At 35.2% G+C, this 22456-nt stretch carries 16 protein-coding genes; 5 read left to right on the top strand and 11 right to left on the bottom strand.

Annotation, left to right across the window (positions count from 1 at the left end):
* Nucleotides 1-77: 77 nt before the first annotated feature.
* The 4 genes from O970_RS00235 (at nt 78) to ptrA (ending at nt 7663) form a co-directional block, all read left to right on the top strand.
* Entirely contained in the window at nt 78-1331 is a 1254-nt protein-coding gene (locus tag O970_RS00235; protein ID WP_024495189.1) for a mechanosensitive ion channel family protein, read from the top strand.
* A 464-nt stretch (nt 1332-1795) separates the two neighbouring features.
* Nucleotides 1796-2767 carry a tRNA dihydrouridine(20/20a) synthase DusA gene (gene dusA, locus O970_RS00230; protein WP_024495188.1) on the top strand — a complete coding sequence of 324 codons (972 nt, stop codon included), beginning with the start codon at nt 1796-1798 and terminating at the stop codon, nt 2765-2767.
* A gap of 143 nt (nt 2768-2910) precedes the next feature.
* Nucleotides 2911-4503 carry a peptide chain release factor 3 gene (prfC, locus tag O970_RS00225; protein WP_024495187.1) on the top strand — a complete coding sequence of 531 codons (1593 nt, stop codon included), beginning with the start codon at nt 2911-2913 and terminating at the stop codon, nt 4501-4503.
* A gap of 271 nt (nt 4504-4774) precedes the next feature.
* Nucleotides 4775-7663 carry a pitrilysin gene (ptrA, locus tag O970_RS00220; protein WP_036562056.1) on the top strand — a complete coding sequence of 963 codons (2889 nt, stop codon included), beginning with the start codon at nt 4775-4777 and terminating at the stop codon, nt 7661-7663.
* 131 nt (nt 7664-7794) lie between these two features.
* Here the strand turns inward: ptrA and uspA are convergent, their stop codons facing one another.
* The 6 genes from uspA to rpsU all read right to left on the bottom strand — a co-directional run bounded on the left by uspA (nt 7795) and on the right by rpsU (nt 15186).
* The gene (uspA, locus tag O970_RS00215) at nt 7795-8241 is read right to left on the bottom strand and encodes a universal stress protein UspA (protein WP_024495185.1); all 447 of its coding nucleotides are present in this window, start codon (nt 8239-8241) and stop codon (nt 7795-7797) included.
* A 46-nt stretch (nt 8242-8287) separates the two neighbouring features.
* A complete protein-coding gene (pitA, locus tag O970_RS00210) occupies nt 8288-9781 on the bottom strand; it encodes an inorganic phosphate transporter PitA (RefSeq protein WP_024495184.1) in 1494 nt (497 codons plus the stop codon).
* 82 nt (nt 9782-9863) lie between these two features.
* Nucleotides 9864-10856, bottom strand: a complete 993-nt coding sequence (locus O970_RS00205) for a bile acid:sodium symporter family protein (protein WP_024495183.1) — start codon at nt 10854-10856, stop codon at nt 9864-9866.
* A gap of 162 nt (nt 10857-11018) precedes the next feature.
* Nucleotides 11019-12866 carry an RNA polymerase sigma factor RpoD gene (gene rpoD / locus O970_RS00200; protein WP_024495182.1) on the bottom strand — a complete coding sequence of 616 codons (1848 nt, stop codon included), beginning with the start codon at nt 12864-12866 and terminating at the stop codon, nt 11019-11021.
* Between the two features lie 210 nt (nt 12867-13076).
* On the bottom strand, nt 13077-14858 hold the full coding sequence (gene dnaG / locus O970_RS00195) for a DNA primase (RefSeq protein WP_024495181.1): 1782 nt from the start codon (nt 14856-14858) through the stop codon (nt 13077-13079).
* A 112-nt stretch (nt 14859-14970) separates the two neighbouring features.
* Nucleotides 14971-15186, bottom strand: a complete 216-nt coding sequence (gene rpsU / locus O970_RS00190) for a 30S ribosomal protein S21 (protein ID WP_024495180.1) — start codon at nt 15184-15186, stop codon at nt 14971-14973.
* A gap of 511 nt (nt 15187-15697) precedes the next feature.
* On the opposite strand from rpsU, the gene hemB reads away from it, so the two are divergent.
* Nucleotides 15698-16711 carry a porphobilinogen synthase gene (gene hemB, locus O970_RS00185; RefSeq protein ID WP_036562053.1) on the top strand — a complete coding sequence of 338 codons (1014 nt, stop codon included), beginning with the start codon at nt 15698-15700 and terminating at the stop codon, nt 16709-16711.
* A gap of 834 nt (nt 16712-17545) precedes the next feature.
* Here the strand turns inward: hemB and O970_RS00180 are convergent.
* The 5 genes from O970_RS00180 to O970_RS00165 form a co-directional block, all read right to left on the bottom strand.
* Nucleotides 17546-18283 (bottom strand): hypothetical protein, encoded by a 738-nt coding sequence (locus O970_RS00180; RefSeq protein WP_024495178.1) that lies wholly within the window; start codon nt 18281-18283, stop codon nt 17546-17548.
* Nucleotides 18216-18674, bottom strand: coding sequence for a hypothetical protein (locus O970_RS00175; RefSeq protein ID WP_024495177.1), 459 nt, complete (start codon nt 18672-18674; stop codon nt 18216-18218). Before O970_RS00175 ends, O970_RS00180 begins: the two co-directional genes overlap by 68 nt.
* A gap of 467 nt (nt 18675-19141) precedes the next feature.
* Complete coding sequence (locus O970_RS00170; protein WP_024495176.1) at nt 19142-20596, bottom strand: hypothetical protein; 1455 nt, start codon at nt 20594-20596, stop codon at nt 19142-19144.
* A 268-nt stretch (nt 20597-20864) separates the two neighbouring features.
* Nucleotides 20865-20999, bottom strand: a complete 135-nt coding sequence (locus O970_RS10180) for a hypothetical protein (RefSeq protein WP_275054995.1) — start codon at nt 20997-20999, stop codon at nt 20865-20867.
* A 181-nt stretch (nt 21000-21180) separates the two neighbouring features.
* Nucleotides 21181-22239, bottom strand: coding sequence for an SEL1-like repeat protein (locus tag O970_RS00165; protein WP_024495174.1), 1059 nt, complete (start codon nt 22237-22239; stop codon nt 21181-21183).
* Between the last annotated feature and the right edge of the window lie 217 nt (nt 22240-22456).

Genomic DNA, 22456 nt, shown 5'->3' with positions numbered 1-22456 from the left:
CAGTATCATCAATAAGTTATCATTATCTGCTGTTTGCTTATCCTAGTAGAATAATAATCAATAGTTGGGAAATAAAAATGCAAGATTATCTTACGCAGCTGTTCTTAAGTTCTGGTATTCCATCGGCCAATTTGTTGGCAACCATTATTATCTTTTTGTTCATTATTGGTATCGCTTTTAGTATACATCTTTTGATTCATCGATTTTTATTAAGAAACTTAACCAATTATTGCCAACAACACTTTACTTATGGCTGGCTACCTATTTTTATGGAACATAAGATATTCAAAAAAGTGGTATTAATGTTACAAGGTTTGTTAATCTTTCTTTTAGAAAAATTGATGCTTAATTCTGATTCCATTTATAGCCATATTCTTAAAGTCGGTAGTTATATTTTAATTATTATATTTGCCATGTTAACTTTCTTTGCCTTATTGGATGTTTGGCTAGAAGCGTGTAAAAAAAATGGTATTGTTAAACGATTACCTATACGAGGATTTCATCAGAGTTTAAAAATTATTACCGCTATTTTTGGTACAATTATTATTATCTCCTTATTAATTGATGAATCGCCAACATTACTGATCAGTGGACTGGGAGCAATGACCGCGGTTCTCATGTTAGTATTCAAAGATTCCTTATTAGGTCTTGCTGCGGGGATTCAATTATCAACGAATGATATGCTAAGTATTGGTGATTGGTTAGAAATGCCAAAATATGGGGCGGATGGTGATGTTATTGATATTTCATTGACTACGGTAAAAGTTCAAAATTGGGATAAGACCATTACATCTATTCCTGCCTATGCGTTAATTTCTGATTCATTTATCAACTGGCAAGGGATGCGAGAATCTGGTGGGCGGCGAATTAAACGTTGTATTTATGTTGATAGTACCAGTGTTCATTTTTTAACAGAACAACAACAAGCTAGCTTACAACAAGCGTACCTATTAACACCATATATTGAAAAGAAAGTAGAAGAAGTCACTGCTTATAATCAAACACACAATATTGATTTATCTCACCCTATAAATGGTCGACGCTTAACCAACCTAGGGACCTTTAGAGCGTATCTTGAATCGTATTTGCGTATCCATCCTGGTATTAATCCACAAATGACATTAATGGTTCGTCAGCGACCGTCTACCAGTAGCGGTATTCCATTAGAAATTTATTGTTTTACCAATACCACGGTATGGACTGCCTATGAAAATACCCAATCAGATATTTTTGACCATATTTTTGCGATTATTTCTGAATTTGACTTACGTATTTACCAAGCACCGAGTGGTGATGATGTAAGATCGTTAGGTTTATCCTTATCGAAATAGGATAAATAATTATCAATAATAGATCGGATATCACTACCTATAGTGTAGTACAGTTACTATATGGTAGTGATAGATAACCAGTAACTAACTTTTTAAGAATGGCTGATTAAATAGCCAACAAACAATATTTGTTGGCTATAAATAAGATTGTTACTGATGAATTTTTGATTAGAGATAAAATATAAAATAATAACGAGCAAAAGTTTAAAATATGGCAAGAATCATCCATTGAATATAAAATGAATCTATGACCTTATCTTTTTAGTACTAAAAAGTGTGGACATACCACATCTGCACGAACTTGTTTCTCTATGATATAATCAGTCATAGATTTTTACCTTATTTGGTTTTGTCCGATATGCTTGGGAACCTGATAATAAAAAATATATCAAAGTAGCAAAAGATTAAGCAAAAATACTATTTATCTAAATTCAACAGCAATCCTTATAAACACCGGTGTATCAATGAATTCAACCCTTAATAAATTTTCCGTTGCTCCTATGCTTGATTGGACCGATCGGCATTGTCGCTATTTTCATCGTCTATTAAGCCAGCAAGCCTTACTTTACACCGAAATGGTAACGACAGGTGCCATCTTATATGGGAAAGGGGATTATTTAGCCTTTAATGAGCAAGAGCATCCAGTCTGTTTGCAGTTAGGGGGAAGTGATCCTGTGGCTTTAGCGAAATGTGCAAAACTGGCAATGCAGCGTGGCTATGATGAGATTAACCTTAATGTTGGATGCCCTTCCGATCGTGTACAAAATGGTATGTTTGGTGCTTGTTTAATGGCAAATGCAGAATTGGTGGCCCGTAGCATTGCAGCTATGCGTGAGGTGGTGGATATTCCTGTTACCGTGAAAACACGTATTGGTATTGATAATGAGGATAGCTATGAATTTTTATGTCAATTTATCGAAACGGTGCTCCCATATACACAAACATTTGTGATTCATGCACGCAAAGCTTGGTTATCTGGATTAAGTCCAAAAGAGAATCGTGATATTCCGCCGCTTGATTACCCTCGAGTTTATCAAATAAAAAAAGATTATCCACAATTAACCGTAGCGATTAATGGTGGCATAAAAACCATAGAGGAAATTAAAACGCATTTAAATTATGTCGATGGGGTGATGGTTGGGCGTGAAGCTTATCAAAATCCGTTTTTAGTCACTCAAATTGATCAGCACATTTTTGGTGCGAATACGTCAATTATTGATCCGGTTGCGGCGATTAGGCAACTCTATCCTTATATTGAACAAGAATTAACACAAGGTACGCAATTGAATCATATTATGCGTCATACGTTAGGGCTTTTTAATGGGCGTAAAGGGGCCAAGCAGTGGCGTCGTTATTTAAGTGAAAACGCGCATAAACCAGGGGCCGGTATTGATGTGGTTGAAACCGCTTTACACTATGTAAGTAGAGAAAATTGAAAAATTCTATAAATAAATCAATAAATTATAACCATTTGATTTATTTATAGAAATTAAAATGATGCCTATTTTTAACATATCTATTTAACCAATTATCTGTTAAAATTAACCATTATTTTGATTTATTATGACACTTACTTATTATGACAGATCAACATTATTTAGCTGAAGTTGCCACACGCCGCACGTTTGCTATTATTTCCCACCCCGATGCAGGTAAAACCACCATTACAGAAAAAGTGTTGCTGTTTGGACAAGCCATCCAAACTGCTGGGACGGTGAAAGGCCGTGGTGCTAATGCGCAGCACGCGAAGTCTGACTGGATGGAAATGGAAAAACAACGTGGTATTTCTATCACTACCTCAGTCATGCAGTTTCCTTATGGTAATTGTCTAGTTAATTTACTCGATACCCCAGGGCATGAGGATTTCTCGGAAGACACCTACCGTACTTTAACGGCGGTTGATTGCTGTTTAATGGTGATTGATGCCGCTAAAGGGGTTGAGGATAGAACACGTAAATTAATGGAAGTTACCCGTTTACGTGATACCCCGATTCTTACCTTTATGAATAAGTTAGACCGTGATATTCGCGATCCAATGGAATTGTTGGATGAAGTCGAAAGTGAGCTAAATATTTTATGTGCACCAATTACGTGGCCGATCGGTTGTGGTAAGTTATTTAAGGGGGTTTACCATATTTATAAGGATGAAACCTATCTTTATCAATCAGGGAAAGGCCATACTATTCAGGAAGTACGGGTTATCCAAGGTTTACATAACCCTGATTTAGATGTCGCAATTGGTGAAGATCTTGCTCAGCAACTACGTGATGAGCTTGAATTGGTAAATGGTGCCTCAACAGAATTTGACCTAGATGCGTTTTTATCTGGTGAATTAACTCCCGTTTTCTTTGGTACGGCATTGGGTAACTTTGGTGTGGATCATATGTTAGATGGGCTTGTGGAATGGGCGCCTGCACCACAGCCACGAATGACAGATAAGCGAGAAGTGACCGCTAACGAAGAAAAATTTAGTGGATTTGTTTTCAAAATCCAAGCTAATATGGATCCGAAACATCGTGACCGTGTCGCCTTTATGCGTATTGTTTCTGGGAAATATGACAAAGGGATGAAATTACGTCATGTTAGGATTGGTAAAGATGTCGCCATTGCCGATGCATTAACCTTTATGGCTGGTGATCGTGAACATGTTGAGCAAGCCTACGCGGGTGATATTATTGGTTTACATAATCACGGTACCATTCAAATCGGCGATACTTTTACTCAAGGCGAAGAGATGAAGTTTACGGGTATTCCTAACTTTGCCCCCGAACTTTTCCGTCGTATTCGTTTACGCGATCCTTTAAAACAGAAGCAATTACTAAAAGGCTTAGTACAGTTATCAGAAGAAGGCGCAGTACAAGTATTCAGACCATTGATTAACAATGATCTTATTGTTGGTGCGGTGGGTGTACTCCAATTTGATGTCGTCGTAGCTAGATTAAAAACGGAATACAATGTAGAAGCTGTATACGAGCCAGTTAATGTTACGACTGCGCGTTGGGTCGAATGTGACGACGTGAAAAAATTTGAAGAATTTAAACGTAAATGTGAACAAAATTTAGCACTGGATGGCGGCGATAATCTCTCTTATATTGCGCCAAGTATGGTTAATTTAAATCTTACCCAAGAACGTTATCCTGACGTTATGTTTAGAAAAACACGTGAACACTAATGAGTGATTAATGCTGACGACCTTACTTTTTTTTGTCAAAAAAGGAGGTCGTTATGTTTTTCTAACTAGGTATAAATTTTACCTTTCTTAATATTTTCTTATGACTAAAACGCGTTACTAAAATGTTTTTTAATCGCATAATGTCTAAAGCCTTTTTTGGGATGGATAGATAATCAATTACGTTGCGTAAATCCCATCATGTACTATTATGATTGTAGAGGATTCGCCATATAATATGGCTGGCAAGATAATAGTTAAAAGGAACGTAAATATGATAACCCTACCAAGAATAAAAGGAATGTGGCTATTATGGATGATTGCACAGGTAATGGCCTTTTTTGTTTCATCAGTAAACGCAAAAGGACTAAGCTATCAGATGCTACCAGATACGATATCAAAAAGTGAACGCGATCAGCGACAATATCAAGCAATAAAATTAGCTAATCAAATGACGGTCTTATTGGTTTCTGATCCAGAGGCGGTCAAATCATTAGGCGCATTAGGATTGCCTGCGGGGTCATTACAAGACCCTATTAATCAACAGGGATTAGCCCATTATACCGAACATATGGTACTAATGGGATCAACCCATTTTCCTGAGCCTGATGGATTTTCAGAATTTCTTAGTAAACATGCGGGAAAATATAATGCCAGCACCGCTGCCTATCGTACCGCCTTCTATTTTGAAATAGAAAATAGTGCTTTATCCGAAGCGTTAGATCGTTTATCCGATGCGATTGCTTTTCCGCTACTTGATGCGCATTATGCGGATAAAGAACGTAACGCCGTCAATGCGGAAATGACCTTAGCGCGTTCTCGTGATGGATTTCGAATCAGTCAGGTTGACTCAGAAACGATCAATCAGAACCACCCATCGGCTAAATTTTTTGGTGGCAACCTAGAAACGTTAAGTAATAAGCCTGATAGTCTGTTACACGATGCACTCGTTACTTTTTATCAACGCTACTATTCAGCTAATTTAATGGTAGGTGTGATTTATGGACAATTATCACTGACGGAATTAGCGGATATGGCCGTGGCCTCCTTTGGTCGGATTACTAACCATCACGCCTCGGTTGACCCGATAAATGAACCAGCAATTACCGCAAATGAAACCGGTAAGTTGATTCGTCTGGAGCCAGCACAACCAAAACGGTTATTGTATTTACAATTTCCCATAGAAAATAATTTGGATCAGTTTGCTAAAAAAAGTGATGAGTATATTAGTTACCTAATCAGTCATCGTAGCCAAGGTACTTTAGCGGATACTTTGCAAAAACAAGGTTTAATTGATAGTATCACTAGTTTTACTCATCCTAACCGCTATGGTAATAGTGGATTATTCACAATTGCTATCGATTTAACGGAACAAGGTTTAGTTAAGAAGGATGAAGTGGTCTCCGCCGTATTTAACTACATTCGGCTATTACAGCAACAAGGGATTAAATCGGAGTATTACGATGAAATTAAACGCGTTCTTGCGTTAGATTTTAAATACCAGAACGTTTCAAGAGATATGAGCTATGTTGAATGGTTAGTTGATCAAATGTTAACTTATCCTCTTAATCATATCTTAAATGCCGATTATATTGCTAATCAATTTGATAAAAAAGCCATTCAGGATCGATTAAGTCAACTAGTCCCTGATAACGCCAGAATTTGGGTTATTACGCCAAATCAACATTATGATAAGGAAGCGTATTTCATTCAGGCACCTTATCAGATTAGTGATTTTACGTCACAACAAAAACAGCGTTGGCAACATGACGATAGCTGGCAATTTCATCTACCTGTGACCAATCCTTTTATTGCTGATGATTTCTCTTTGCTCGATTCTTCGCAAATCAGTTCAGATATACCGCCATTTAATCCACAAGGAAATATTATCCAGTTTGCTAGCCGTTATTTTGCTAATGAGCCAAAGGCAGGAATAGTATTATCATTACGCCAAAATCATATTTTAGAGGAGGCTAAAGATAAGGTTAATGCGCATTTATTAAACTATTTAGCGGGGCGAGCCATGGCACAGCTTAGTTTTCAAGCGGGTGTCGCGGGTATCAATTTAAATAGCGGTTTAAATGACGGATTAACGTTAAGTGCGGTGGGGTTTAGTCAACACTTACCTGATATGTTGATAGCAATGTTTAAAATCTATCAAACTTTAACCATTACTGATGAGGATGTCGTATTAGCTAAATCATGGTATTTACAGCAACTAAGTTCAGCAGACAACGTTAACAGTTATTCATTAGCGATACAGCCATTACAAGCACTTAATCAGATACCTTATAGTGAAAGAGCAACACGTCGTCAATATCTATCTGCCATTACGGCTGAGGATATTTTGCAATATCGTAACCGTTTATTAAATCATGCCGTACCGTATTTATTGGCTATTGGTAATGTCAGTAAGAAAACGTTAGCTGATTTATATACTAGCGTTAAACCACAAGGTGAACAGCATTATACTTTTACACCAATTAAACCAATACAGATAACCAAACAGCGTCAAGCTCAACTTGAGCAACAGGCGGCAAGTACCGATAATGCCTTAGCGATGATCTATTTATCCCGCGAAAATGATGAGATGATCAGCAAAGCGAACAGTACCCTACTAGCAAAAATTATTGCGCCATGGTTTTATCAACAGTTGCGTAGTGAGGAACAACTAGGCTATGCGGTATTTAACTTCTCAGTCAATATTGGGCAATCGTATGGGCTCGCTTTTCTAATTCAAAGTAACCAATATGATCCTAGCTATTTATATCAACGTTATACCGCTTTTTATCCTACCGCATTAGCGCGATTAAAAGCCTTAAATGAAACTGAATTTGAACAATATAAACAAGGGCTGATTAGTGAATTGCAACAGCCGCCTCAAACGTTAGATGAAGAAATGGAACGCTATTTAGTTGACTTTATGAAATCAACATTTAGTTTTGATTCAAGGCAAAAATTAATTAAACAGCTAAAACGTGTAACACCAGCACAATTAATTCAATTCTATCAAGATACTGTACTTGACAAAGACGGCTTAGTATTAGCCTCGAGTATCATTGGTAAAGATAAGGATGTTCATGAGACTCAATCTTTGGCTGATTTTATGCACTATGCTAATGCTTCTAGTTTACAGCAAGCGTTATTAACTGATGAAAAATAATTCCATTTTTCGGTAAAATAAAAAAGTCCCTTATTTAAATAAGGGACTAACTTTTCCAAGGGTAATTTACTGTGATCATGTTGATGATTGAATGAAAATAATAAAACACATGTTAAAACCGTGTTACTGTTTTATTCCTGCTTTTTTTCATCATCATCTTTCAGTGGTACAATGAGCGTATCAATATGGGTAGTATTAATCAATTGACGCGCTGACGACATCAATTTACTCCAGAAATCTTGATGATGTCCACATACCACTAAATCAACGTGATAATGCTGAATGGCATCGATCAATACTTGTCCAAATTCACCATTACCCGATAGGGTATGGGCGATTGGATAATTTGCTTCTTGTGCTAATTTCTTAAGGGCAGTATGGGCATCTTCACTAATACGTTCTTTCATATCACTCATATTAATATCAATAAGACCAGTATAGAGATCTGAGTAGTTAATACCAACATGAATAAGAGAAACCTCGGCATTATAGGGTTTAGCCATTGATACCGCTTTCTCTACGAGGATATTGCTTTCAGGTGATAAATCAACTGCAACTAATATATGTTTATAAGCCATTATTTACTCCTCATTGTCCACAAAGTTTAATCACTTATTTTTACTACTAAATCAAGATTCTAGCAAGCCCAAAAAGTGACGCAGATAATAAAATTGCCGCAGGTAATGTTAAAATCCATGTTAAGGCAATATTTTTAATGGTTTTAGTCTGCACACCACCACCATCGACAAGCATTGTTCCTGCGACGGATGATGATAAAACTTGGGTGGTCGATACTGGCATACCCGTAAAACTGGCAATACCGATTGATACCGCGGTAGTTAATTGCGCTGCAAAACCTTGCGCATAAGTCATACCTTTTTTACCAATTTTTTCCCCGATTGTAATCACGACACGTCGCCAACCAATCATCGTTCCTACTGCTAATGCAGTTGCAATCGCAATGATAATCCATAATGGAGCATATTCAACGGTTGTTAAGACGTTCTCTTTTAATTGATTAAGATAACGTTTATCTCCTGCGGATATTTCAGGTTGTTTAGCAATCGTTGCTACCGTATCGGATAAACAAAGTAAAATTCGGCGAGCTTGAGTTCGTTCTTCAACGCTTAATTCATCAAATGAATTTAATGTATTAAACATCGATTTTGCCATATTTAATGTCATGAAAGATTGTGAATAAACACAATGATATTTATTTAAATCGGTAACAGGTAGTGATTCATTAATAACGTGCTGTTTTCCAATAATATGGTTTAAGCTTTGATGATGTTGAATAAAATACTCTTCAATATGGCGGATAGAATCACGTGTTCTGGTGATATCATAAGTAGAGGCATTCATATTAACAATAAAGCCTGCTGGAGCAATACCCATTAATACCAGCATTAATAAGCCGATACCTTTCTGTCCATCATTGGCACCATGTGAAAAGCTAACCCCCGCGGCGGTACCAATTAACATAATACGAATCCAAAAAGGTGGCTTTCGCTTACCATCGACTTTTTCACGTTCAGTCGGTGTCATAAATATTCGTTCTTTCTTTTTAGTGCCTTTCCAGATTTTACGTAATACAAAAATAACAAAACCAGCGATAATTAAACCAACTAAAGGGGAAAGAATTAAAGAAAGTAATATCGACACCATTTTAGGAATATTTAATGCTTCTATGATTGAAGTATCGGTAAAGTACGCATTAGCAAGGGCAACACCAATAATCGCGCCGATTAATGTATGTGAGCTAGATGCAGGTATACCAAAATACCACGTTCCTAGATTCCAAAGAATGGCAGATAATAAAATGGAAAATACCATAGCTAAGCCATGAGCAGAATTCATGTTCAGCAATAGATCGGTCGGCAATAAATGCACAATGGCATAGGCCACACTAAGACCACCAAATAATACACCTAAAAAGTTAAATAAGCCGGCCATAATAACGGCTATTTGTTCTTTTAATGCTCTGGTATAAATGACGGTTGCTACCGCGTTCGCTGTATCATGAAAACCATTGATTGCTTCATAAAAAAGAACAAAGCACAGTGCTAATACTAAAAATATAATTGTTGTAAAGTCTAAATCTGTGAATAAATGAAACATATAGTCTTCTTATTTTGTTTGCTTATAGGCGTAGCTATTATCCTAAAGAATAGAGATCGTGGGAAGAAAATTTTTTATTAATTTACTGATTTTTAGGTACATTACTCCCTGATCTGCTTGCATAATGTGCGGCAATAATGGCACAAATCATCAATTGAATCTGATGGAAAATCATTAATGGTAATACCGTAATGCCGATAGTCGCGGTAGGAAACAGGACACTTGCCATAGGGATACCACTAGCTAAACTCTTTTTGGATCCGCAAAAGACTATCGTTATCTCATCTTGCTGGTTAAATCCAAATAATCGAGCTGCGTAAGTACTTATCGATAGAACCATTGCTAGTAGTAACAACGAGCAAAAAATAATACTCAATAATGACCAACCATTGACTTGATGCCAGATACCATTGCTCACTGCTTCACTAAAGGCGACATAGACCACGAGTAAGATCGATGTGCGATCGGTTTTATTAATGACAGTACGGTGTTTTTCAATCCAATTTATCAGCCAAGGTCGACATAGATGACCTATGATAAAAGGTAGCATCAATTTGATTAAGATGGCGGTTATCGCTGACGAGGTATTATGATGATGTGCAGATGGTATATCGATCAATAAACCTACTAATAGTGGGGAAAGAAACACCCCTAATAAGGTGGAGGCAGAAGCGCTACAAATTGCGGCGGCGACGTTGCCTTTCGCAATTGAGGTAAAAGCAATTGCCGATTGTACGGTAGCCGGCAACGCACATAAGTAGAGAAAACCGATATAAAGCTGCTGCGATAATAAAGATGGGACAACTATTCGTAATCCTATCCCAAATAACGGGAAAACCACAAAGGTAATACTAAAAATCAGTAAGTGTAAGCGCCAGTGACGAAAACCATCCATTATCGACTGTAAAGATAATTTAGCGCCATGCATAAAGAATAAGAGGGCAATGGCAAAGGTACTCACGTGTTCAAAGAAAATCTTATAACGACCCTCACACGGAAATAAGGTTGCAATCATGACAACAGTCATTAAAGTGATTAGGAAAGAATCAATTTTTAAACGCGTTAACCATTGCACAATGATTTACCTTTTACATAACTTTGTTAGCAATATTGTGAACAAGAAATAGTAATCGTGTTATCTGATCACTCGGTGGTGTTATAAAGAAACATATAGCGATCACTTTTCCTTAAACCATCAAAAAAGCGCACCATTAGAAGTGCGCTTTTATCGTATTGCTTATTGCTCATCAAGAAAACTGCGTAACACATCTGAGCGACTTGGATGTCGCAATTTACGTAGTGCTTTTGCCTCAATTTGACGGATACGTTCACGAGTCACATCAAATTGTTTTCCAACTTCTTCCAATGTATGATCGGTATTCATATCGATACCAAAACGCATACGTAACACTTTGGCTTCTCTTGGGGTTAAACCCTCTAAGATTTCGCTGGTTGCTAAACGTAGGCTTTCAGACGTCGCGGCATCAAGCGGTAATTCCATTGAGGTATCTTCAATAAAGTCACCTAAATGCGAATCTTCATCATCACCAACCGGTGTTTCCATCGAAATCGGTTCTTTAGCAATTTTCAACACTTTGCGAATTTTATCTTCTGGCATTTGCATGCGTTCAGATAACTCTTCTGGCGTTGGTTCACGCCCAATTTCTTGCAACATTTGACGAGAGATACGATTCAGCTTATTAATGGTTTCAATCATATGCACTGGAATACGAATCGTACGTGCTTGATCGGCAATGGAACGCGTAATTGCCTGACGGATCCACCACGTCGCATAAGTTGAAAATTTATAACCACGACGGTATTCAAATTTATCAACCGCCTTCATCAAACCGATATTACCTTCCTGAATTAAATCGAGGAACTGTAAACCACGGTTAGTGTATTTCTTGGCAATAGAAATAACTAAACGTAAGTTTGCCTCAACCATCTCTTTCTTTGCTCGGCGTGCTTTTGCTTCACCGATAGACATACGACGATTAATATCTTTAATTTGTTCAATAGATAAATTAGTTTCCACTTCAATAGCTTGCAACAGCGTAATTTGCTGGGTAATTTCATCATGGAATGTTTCTAATTTTGGCACATATGCCGCTTTAGATTTGATAGCTTTTTCAAACCAACTTAAGTTATTTTCATTACCCGCAAATAGCGTCATAAATAACTTTTTCGGCATTTTACTTTGATCAACCGCTAGGCGCATAATGACGCGTTCATGGGTACGTACGCGATCCATCATTTGTCGCATATTATTGACTAAAATATCAAATTGTCTGCCAACTAGACGGAATTGTTTAAAGATCTCAGAAAGATTTTCAATTTCTTGCTGTGCTTTCTTATTACCGCGTCCATATTTTTTAATCGCAGCAGACGTTTTTTCGTGCTGTTCACGGAGTTGAACAAATTTCTGACGTGCTAATTCTGGATCAATCGTACTATCTTCTTCAGTGGCGCTACTGTCTTCGTTTTCTTCATCTTCATCATCACTGTCATCAAGTGAGATTTCCGCTTCTTTAATTGGTTCTTCAGGTGCATCAGACAATGCTTCGTCGATATTCGGATCAACAAAACCAGTAATAATATCAGACAGGCGTAATTCATCTTTTTCGACTAAATCATACTGTTCTAATAGATAGGTAATTGCTTCTGGATATTCAGAGACTGAGCTTTGAACTTGATTGATCCCTTCTTCAATACGTTTTGCAATATCGATTTCGCCTTCACGAGTAAGCAGTTCTACTGCCCCCATTTCTCGCATATACATTCGAACAGGGTCAGTCGTACGACCAATCTCAGATTCAACATTGGAGAGGACTAATGCTGTGGCCGCCTCGACAGCATCTTCATCAGCGACTTCGCCATTTAACAATAGATCGTCGGTATCTTCAGGTGCTTCTTCGAGTACCTGAATGCCCATATCATTGATCATCTGGATAATATCTTCTATCTGATCTGAATCAATAATTTCTTCGGGAAGATGATCGTTCAAATCAGCATAAGTTAAATATCCTAACTCTTTACCACGAGAAATAAGAAGTTTAAGCTGTGACTTTGAGTTTTGCTCCATAAAAAGATATCCACTTTAAAGTTATTGAGTATATCGGATTATAATCCGGTTAATATCTGTGTGGCCTGTATTTGGCAATTTCATGTGCTCTTTTACATTCGTTGAGAGGCACTTATTTAGGTTTCTATTCAGCACTTAAGCTGCTCAATTCAATTTACAAATTTAGGTTTAGATTTTAAGTCTAATTCACGTAATCTGTATTTTATATATTTAGCCTTTTTTTAATAAAACAAGTAAGGTACTCAGTTCTTTTTTCTCTTGCTCATTTAGGCCTGTTATTCGTGCTTTGGCGATTAATGCCTCTTGCCGTTGGGCAAGTATATTATCATATAATGCCTTCAAAGTATCCGTAAAAATCATCGCAATATCGTGCTCATCATAACGATGTTCCCATACTGCTAAGGTTTTTAAGTGCTGTAATACCACTTTATTTTCTGCTTGATCAAATTCGGATAATAGCTGTGCAGTAGTGATATCGGGGTAATGATCGCAAATAGCAAGTAACTTAAGAAAAATATCGGTGCCAGGTAATGTTGAATAACCAATACTTTGTTTATCAGTAATGGTCTTTGCTAATTCAGGGTATTGAAGCAGTAAGCCAATCAGAATTCGCATAGTGGTGAGCTTTAGCTCCATAGGTTGCTGTGTCGCAATGGAAGGTTGATCTGATGTATTTCTTGGCGATTGGGAAAATAGCCCATTAATCTGGATCGAGTCTAATAGTCCTAAATAGTCGCCTAATCTACGCCGTAATGATTGATTAAAATTTTCAGCTTGGACTAAATTAATCATTGGTATGGCAATATTACTTAATTTGGCTTTCCCTTCTAAGGTACTGATATCGGCCTGTTTAAGTAAACCTTCAAATAGGAAATTAGAGAGTGGTTGCGCGTCAGCTAACCGTTGCTCAAAAGCGACTTTCCCTTCTTTACGCACCATGCTATCGGGATCTTCACCTTCCGGTAAAAACACAAAATTAATTTGCTTACCATCCATCATTGACGGTAGTAATGTATTTAAAGCTCGCCACGCTGCGCGTCGCCCCGCATTATCACCATCATAGCAAAAGATAATATTATCCGTGGTTCTAAATAGCAGTTTAATATGTTCATCGGTCGTTGCTGTGCCTAATGCGGCTACGGCATAATCAATGCCATACTGGGCTAAGGCCACAACATCCATATAGCCTTCAACGACTAACAACCGAGTTGGATTACGTTGTTTTTCTAAAGCCTCATAAAGTCCATATAATTGTCGTCCTTTATGAAATAAATTGGTTTCAGGCGAATTAAGGTATTTAACATTATCATCGGCTTTAATTGTTCGTCCGCCAAATGCAATGACATTGCCACGTCTATCTCGAATCGGAAACATAATACGACCACGGAAACGGTCATACTGTTTTTGATTATCATTAGTCACCAACATCCCAGCTTGATCATACAGTTGAAGTAAAGTGGGATTATTAGCTAATGTTTTATGAGTTTCATTCCAACTATCTGGCGAATAACCAAGATTAAAACGTTGAATAATAGCTTGATCGAGTCCACGCTTTTTTAAATATTCTCGTGCACCCGCCGCTTCGGGGGTATACAGTTTTTGGTGATAAAAATTGGCAACACTATTTAATAACGAATAAAGATCAGCACGAATATTATTCGCTGATAAGGTTTTGTTTTTATCCGAGGAGCCATTAGCATAGGGAACAGTCAATGCATGGAGATTGGCTAACTCTTCTATGGTTTCGACAAAGGAGAGACGATCAAATTCCATTATAAAATCAATCACTGAACCTGAAGCACCACAACCGAAACAATAAAAGATCTGTTTTTTATCACTAACCGAAAACGAGGCGGTTTTTTCATTATGGAATGGACAGCAACCGAAATAATTGTTTCCTTTCTTTTTTATTTTAACGCGCTGCGAGATCACATCGACAATATTAGTGCGAGCAACTAAATCAAAAATAAAATCTTTAGGAATATATTTCATATAAATAGTGTCCTTTTAGAAGAGCAACAAGCCGTAACAATGTACGGCTTGTTTAAATTCTGTCTAACGCTTAACACTATTCAAGTGATCACGAATAGTTAGGCAAAATAAATTAGTATAGACGAGTACGGCGTGCGTTTTCTCTTTCTAATTTTTTAGCATGACGTTTCACAGCAGCAGCTTTAGCGCGTTTACGAATGGTGGTTGGTTTTTCGTAAAATTCACGGTTACGAACTTCTGCTAAGATTCCTGCTTTTTCACAAGAACGTTTGAAACGACGTAATGCAACGTCAAAAGGTTCATTTTCACGTACTTTAATTACTGGCATGTGCCTCTCACCTCAAAGATAAATGATGTACCAGATTACTGGCATTTGAAAAATATAGTGCCGAATTTTACAGCGAATGAATACGTGTTGTAAAGCTTTTTATCAAAGATATGGCAATTAAACCTTGATTGTTATTTTGGTATAACATCGCCTATCTATAAAAGTTTTAGTCTCTGCTCTCTCTAGGCAAATCTCATTTACTATTAGAAATAGTAACCCATAAATAAAATGTCATAGTACGACGATTTAATTTATGATTGGTTAGGTATTCGAAAAGTAGATGAAGTGAATACTCATTCAGTATTATCTGATAATTTCAAACCAAGGGCCAAAATTAACGTAATAGATACCCAACTAAATAAATTTGATTATCAAACCTTACCGACAGATAATATCCAATAACCAATAGAAAATTTATTCTCTGTTAATTTATAACATTACCGGTGCTGGCATTAAGACGGTATCGGTTTTTTATGGTTAAAGGAAAACTAATTAAGTAGGAGATAGGACTATGTCCCCAGTACTAAATGGGCAATTCCCCCAACGTCGTTTACGTCGTTTACGTACCAATGATTTTAGTCGACGTTTAGTCGCAGAAAATCAATTGACGGTGAATGATTTAATTTATCCAGTATTTATTGTTGAGGGGCAAGGGATATCGCAATCTGTTACTTCTATGCCTAATGTGAATCGTATGAGCATTGATATATTACTTAAAGAAGCGGAGCAAGTGGCTAAATTAGGTATTCCTGTGTTATCGTTATTTCCTGCCATAGAGAATGACAAAAAAACGTTATTGGCAGAAGAAGCGTATCACGAAAATGGATTAGTACAACGTGCCATTCGCGCATTAAAAGCGGAGATACCAGAATTAGGCATCCTAACCGATGTTGCACTCGATCCCTATACTAGCCACGGGCAGGATGGCATTGTTGATAAAAATGGCTACGTTACCAATGATATAACGGTGGATAGTTTGGTTAAACAAGCATTATCACACGCACAAGCGGGTGCGGATATTATAGCGCCTAGTGATATGATGGATGGTCGTATCGGGGCTATTCGTTCCGCGTTAGAACAATGTGGTATGGTTAATAAACAGATTATGGCATATTCGGCTAAATATGCTTCTACTTATTATGGTCCTTTCCGTGATGCAGTTGGCTCGGCAAATAATATTAAAGGCGGCAATAAAAAAACTTATCAGTTAGATCCGGCGAATAGTGATGAAGCTTTACATGAAATTTATCAAGATCTATTAGAAGGCGCGGATATGGTTATGGTTAAACCGGGTATGCCATATCTCGATATTGTAAGGCGTGTAAAAGAGACATTTGCCGTGCCTACATTCGCTTATCAAGTTTCAGGCGAATATGCAATGCATATGGCAGCTATTCAGCAAGGATGGCTACAACAAAAGCCAGCAGTATTGGAGTCACTTCTCTGTTTTAAACGCGCCGGTGCTGACGGTATATTGACCTATTTTGCCAAACAAGTCGCACAGTGGCTTAACGAAACTGATTAGAAAGAAGCTGTGTGACAGACAACCTTAAGTCACATTTAGCGGATAAAAGTAATCGTATACCTAGTCCTATGACTAATATAGATAATTTAATTGAGTCTATACATCAAGTGATAGGGCTATTCATCACTATATTCTATTTAGTGGCACCTTTGTTGGATATAATATAGCTAAAAATAGCTGATATCATATCCAACAAAATAAACATAAAAGATGGCAATAGATTAGGGGTCAATATGGGCTATGCTGGCACAATTACTATTGATAATAATAACGTTAATCTAGTTATAGTTAATTGTTCGGTACAAATAAAGTACAGTTTGTTTGGTAAAAGATAAGTTATTACTCGTGTATTGCCGAATGCCTCACGAATAATAAGATTAGCTATTTTCTCCCAAAACTACAGCTCTGCTAGCTTATATTATGATTTTATTCTGTCGCCTATTCATCTGGCAAAAAATGAGCGGTGCTAGGCGGCCGTCATCAGCGATACATTATTGTTTTATAACTGAACTCTTAATAACTTATAAGATAAAACGTTTTGATAAAGTTGGCTATCTTTACCTTTAAAGAAGGTTAAGGTGTCTGGATAAACTTTATCTGGTAACCTAACTTTCGATATATATACCGTATTAATTTTTTCTTGTGAATTCAGTGCCCAGTTGGAGATATCAGGTAACCTAAATAATCTAGTTTTACATCTACCGCCATTTTTTAAGCAAATTAGCAACACCAAATCCACTTGAATAACTCACCTCTCTTTCCTTTATATCGGTAACCCGTTTAATCTTAATAATTTCATAACAAAAAATATTATTGTAAATTTATTTTTTAGGATCACTCAAATTCGCCATTTTCATTAATCGAAAAATGATGCTTAATTTTTTTACCCGAATTTTCGGTCATCGATAATTCAATAGTCATATTTTTATCAACCACAAATTCAATCTTCTGTTTGTTATTTGGAGAATGATAATAAATAGGTAACATATCTTTTACTTGATGATCTTTAATTGTCACTAAATAGCCTATGCCATAATAGCTAGTTGAATTTTCATTAGCCTGCCAACCAATGTCATCATGACCGGTAAAAAAATAAACATAATTTTGATTAACATCGGGTAAACGAACATAATTTCCTGCTAGTGTCTGGCAATAAGTTGCACTTCCTTTACCTTCAGGTTCAAAACTATCGGTAATATAATCAAAATCGTTACTATTAATAGGTAATTCTAAAAATGAATCTAATTCAACCCTATCATCAGGCAAAAAAGCTATTTTTTGGAAACAATTATCAGAAATAGCAGGATTATAATCGGTATCAATAAGAGGGAATTGTTTATCACTGATTAATTGAATTTTTCCATTATCTAAAAGTTGGAATACCTGTTCTGTCAACTTTCGATTTCTTAAATACATGGCATTGATTTCACTATACCTAACAATTTCACTGGTACTTTTGATTTTTAATGATTTATCAACCGTAAAAGTACGCCATTGATTATCATTAAGAATAGTCGCAATTTTTTGATTGGATAATATTTTCCCTTCTTTGGAGATATTTAATAAAATCATTCAATGATTTAATAATAAATGTATCAAATGGTTTTTGCGTGTCTAACTTAATGTAAATAGCGTTATTTAAATACAGATCTTTTTCTTTGTAATAACTTGATAAAACGGAATTATCTTTGACAAGGTAAGTGAATAATTTAATATTATCAGTGAATTCATAATCTGTCTTAGCGTGATCAAAAAAATCCCCTTCATTGCTGATTCCTCTTTCTGCTTTATCCCATAATTTAAAATCAAAAGGTAAAGGCGTTTCTCTTATATTTTGAGAATTTTTATTCAAATCAGCCATAACAAAATTATGACTAATAAATAAAAGTATTAAGATTAAAAATGAAGATATTTGTTTTATTATTTTCATATTTCCCCTATAAATTTCATCAATCTTATTCATCTAATGATACTAATTCCAATAGAGAATTCTTGATTAAATGACTTTCATCTTTTTAGGGAAATAACCCACCATTGCCACAGGATGTATAAACCATGCCTTGCTATCCGTTGATAAATTAGAACGTTTAGGTTTATTTGTATTAGTATCGGTCTGATTAGTGTTGGTGCTTTGTGCTTCGGCTACTTTTTTCCACCATAATGATGGTTTTATACGTTGCTCTTTTTCAAGTTGACAGTTTTCTTTGGCGTTTGTATATGCTTATTTTATTATTGATTCTAAGTAATCACTCCAAAGAGGTGTAAACTTCGCACCAAATTCGATTAAATACTTTTGAGGAGTATCTTTTTCTTTCTCCAATAATTTGTCTGTCTCATTCCATTTACTTAAGTTTTTGTCAGCATACCATTCACTTTATGGTAATTTATCTGCTAATGCTCTTTTCATGGTAAATCATTAATACCTTTGAGTTATTGTGTATAGACTAATTCCTCTTTTGTTGGTTGTCTGTAAGCCACAAAATAATCTTTACCTACAATAAATAATGTATTGTTCATATAAATTGCTTGATTGCCATTTAATAAAAATTTATTTAGAGGTGTTTTATCAACATTTTCAAATGTGATATATTCTAATTCGTTACTGATATCAATGTTATATTTTTTAAAATTTTCTACTTGCTGTTGATATACTTTTTTATTACCAAAAAATTGTTTTGAATTAGCCTTACCAAAGCTTATCGAATAAGCTTGTTGATAATTAACACAGAATTTTTTTTCATTAGAATTTAAAGTTAATGTCATACTATCAAGCTCTTCTACTTTACCACCATCAAAACGTAAATAATTATTAGCTTGTTTGCTTGTTAACAAAAGGCTTATGGCTGAATGTTTATTTTGATCTTTAATAGCAAATTTACTATAGCAATTAGAAGTAACTGGTACTTCTTGAAGTTTTCCTTCTTTTGTAATTTGAAAGTGTTGTATTTCTATTGTTTCATTTCTAAAGCGTTGTTGGCGTTCAATATGATAATTTTTATCTATATTAGGTTGAAAAAAACCTATTGGATACATATTTGTTGCCTGCTCTCTTGTTGCACCGTAATAATTTTTTAATATTATTTTATCGAGAAAATTGAACGTATCAGAGAATAAATAAAAATAAGCAATTGTTTCTCCGTTTTCATCATAACCATATATAATCATTGGATTAATATTTTCATTAAAAGTAGGGAGTCTTATTCCTGAAATATTAGTTATATAATTATTTAATTGAGTATATATATTATCATTATTAAATAACCTTAAATGATTTAGAAACCTACGAGATGTATTAATTGATACATCAGCATTTACAGTATAGTCAAATATTATATTGTTATTTATAGGTAAATTAGATATTGGAAATTTATTACTGAATGCTTTAAATTCTTCACTATTAGCAGGTTTTAAGAAGGAAAGTGTTAACCCTTTATTAATTAATAGTAATTTATTGTCTTTATATATAACTCTAGACTTAGGTAGCAGAAGTTTAGCAAAATCAGACTCTACAGGTGTTTTAAATTGTAAATAATTTATACTTCCATCAGGGTATATAAATGGTTTAAGGTCAAATTTACGTGAAGACGATTTTAAGATATCATTTGATAGTAATAAAGAAAGATCATTTACTTTATTCTTTATAACGGTATATTTATTATTATTCAGGTAAATATTATCATTATCTAATTTAATACGAAAATCCTTTAAATAATTGTTTTTATCTGATTCCACCGCATCTGAATATTGAATATATCTATCCAAAATCCAATAGGGTAATTCAATATCTTTAGCATAGATAAAGAAACTATTAGAAAGCAAGGTTATGAAACAAGCTAATTTTATTATTCTTAATTTGTCTATCACTACCGTTAATTTATTTATCATTTAAATTTGCCTTATCTTTTGATATCTTAATAGAAAAATTAAATACTCATTGTTATTTATAATAATTCCAACATATATTTACCATTTACTTCTTGTACTGTTTTTACAAAGTAATTATCCTTTAAATATGGTAATTCAAATGTTCGTACGTCATAATGAACCCATACATCAGCAATTTGAGTACCTAAACCAATAGTCTTATCATATCTTGTTCTACTATTCTCTAGAGCAATTTTGTTTATTTTTGTCAATTTTATTTGATAATTCGCTAAGTGTTGCGCTCTCTTCTACTGTTTTGAATATCGGTCAATGCCATGGGGTAACCTGTTTGATATGTTTTTGTGCGTCTGCTTTGGTGTTTACCCACCCCTGTATCGGTTGGTTTTTTTATTACCTGTTTCAACGTAACACCATATCGAATCAGGCGCATCATCAACCACTGTAAAATATTCACTATTAAGTAATACCGTTCGAGGGTAGTCGACGGTATTATATTTAGTTGCTGCTGATAAATGATCTAAGGCTAATGCAAACTTATTCCAATATTGGATTTGTGAGGTAAGTAGATGACCAATGCAAGTTTTTTATTTAGGTATTTCATTTAGTTCCTCTTCCACTGTTCCATATAAATCATCATGATTAAATATTTTTTTAGTTAAAATCCCACCGTTTTTATCGTAGGTAATAACAATCTTATAATCTTTACCATACTCATCAGGATGATAATAAATAGAACGAACAAGTTTTCCTGAAAAATCATACTCATACCAATTCCCTACCTGAATACCTCCTCCATTATAATGCCCTTGACAACCTTCTTCTTTTATTCGACCATTTGGATAATAGTCGACAAACAAGAAATAACAAAAAGGATATCCCTGAGTTGTTGCGTTGACAGCATAAAGATCAATATTTTCCTTTACAGAATCAGTAACAGCGTGGTTATCTTTTTTCACCTTAATGGTAGAAGCTAAATGACAAGCATCATTAAAATTATGTTTACAGGCCTGTTTAAACCAATATAGTGCTTGTTTATGATTTGAATTTGCTTTTTCAATTAAACCTAAGTTAAATTGCGCATAAGGGTTATTGGCTTCAGCGGCTTTTTTATACCAATAAATCGCTTTTTTATAAGCTATGTTATCATCAGCTTCAGCTAAATGACTAGTCAAATATAGATTACCTAATTCAACTTGAGTTGGTGTATAACCTTGTTTAGCAGCTTTTGTTAGCCAATATAATGATTTAGGATGATCTGGAACAAACAGATAATGGAACCCTAAATAGTATTGAGCTTGTGCATGATTTTGTTCCGCTGCTTTTTTTAACCAATTAATAAATAGCTCATTATTTTTTTGTTGTATATAAATCATTGCTAAAGCAAATTGAGCTTCTGGATATCCTTGTTCCGCTGATTGTTGATACCAATAGACAACCTCATTATCATATTTTTTAATTTTATTATTTTTATCAATATGCTGGGCTAACAGCAGATTAGCTAAGGAATATTGGGCAACTTTATCGCCATTTTCGGCTAGTTTAATTAAATCATCTTTGTTGCTATCGGCTATTACACTATTTACGTTGGATAGCATAAAAAATAACATTATTGCCAATGCAAGTTTTTTATTTAGGTGTTTCATTCAGCTCCTCCTCATCTGTTTCAGATAAACCATTATGATTAAATATTTTTTAGTTAAAATCTTACCGTTTTTATCGTGGGTAATAACCATTTTATAAGCTGTACCATCCTCATCGGGAGGATAATAAATAAAACGAACATGCTTCCCTGAAAAATCATACTTATCCTAGGTCCTTACCTGAATAGCCGTTGCTATTATAATTTTCTGACCTCCTTTT

It is taken from the genome of Candidatus Schmidhempelia bombi str. Bimp, assembly GCF_000471645.3.
Taxonomy (GTDB): domain Bacteria; phylum Pseudomonadota; class Gammaproteobacteria; order Enterobacterales; family Orbaceae; genus Utexia; species Utexia bombi.
The sequence above is the reverse complement of the archived record's forward strand: the minus strand, read 5'-3'. Positions and strand labels throughout refer to the sequence as shown.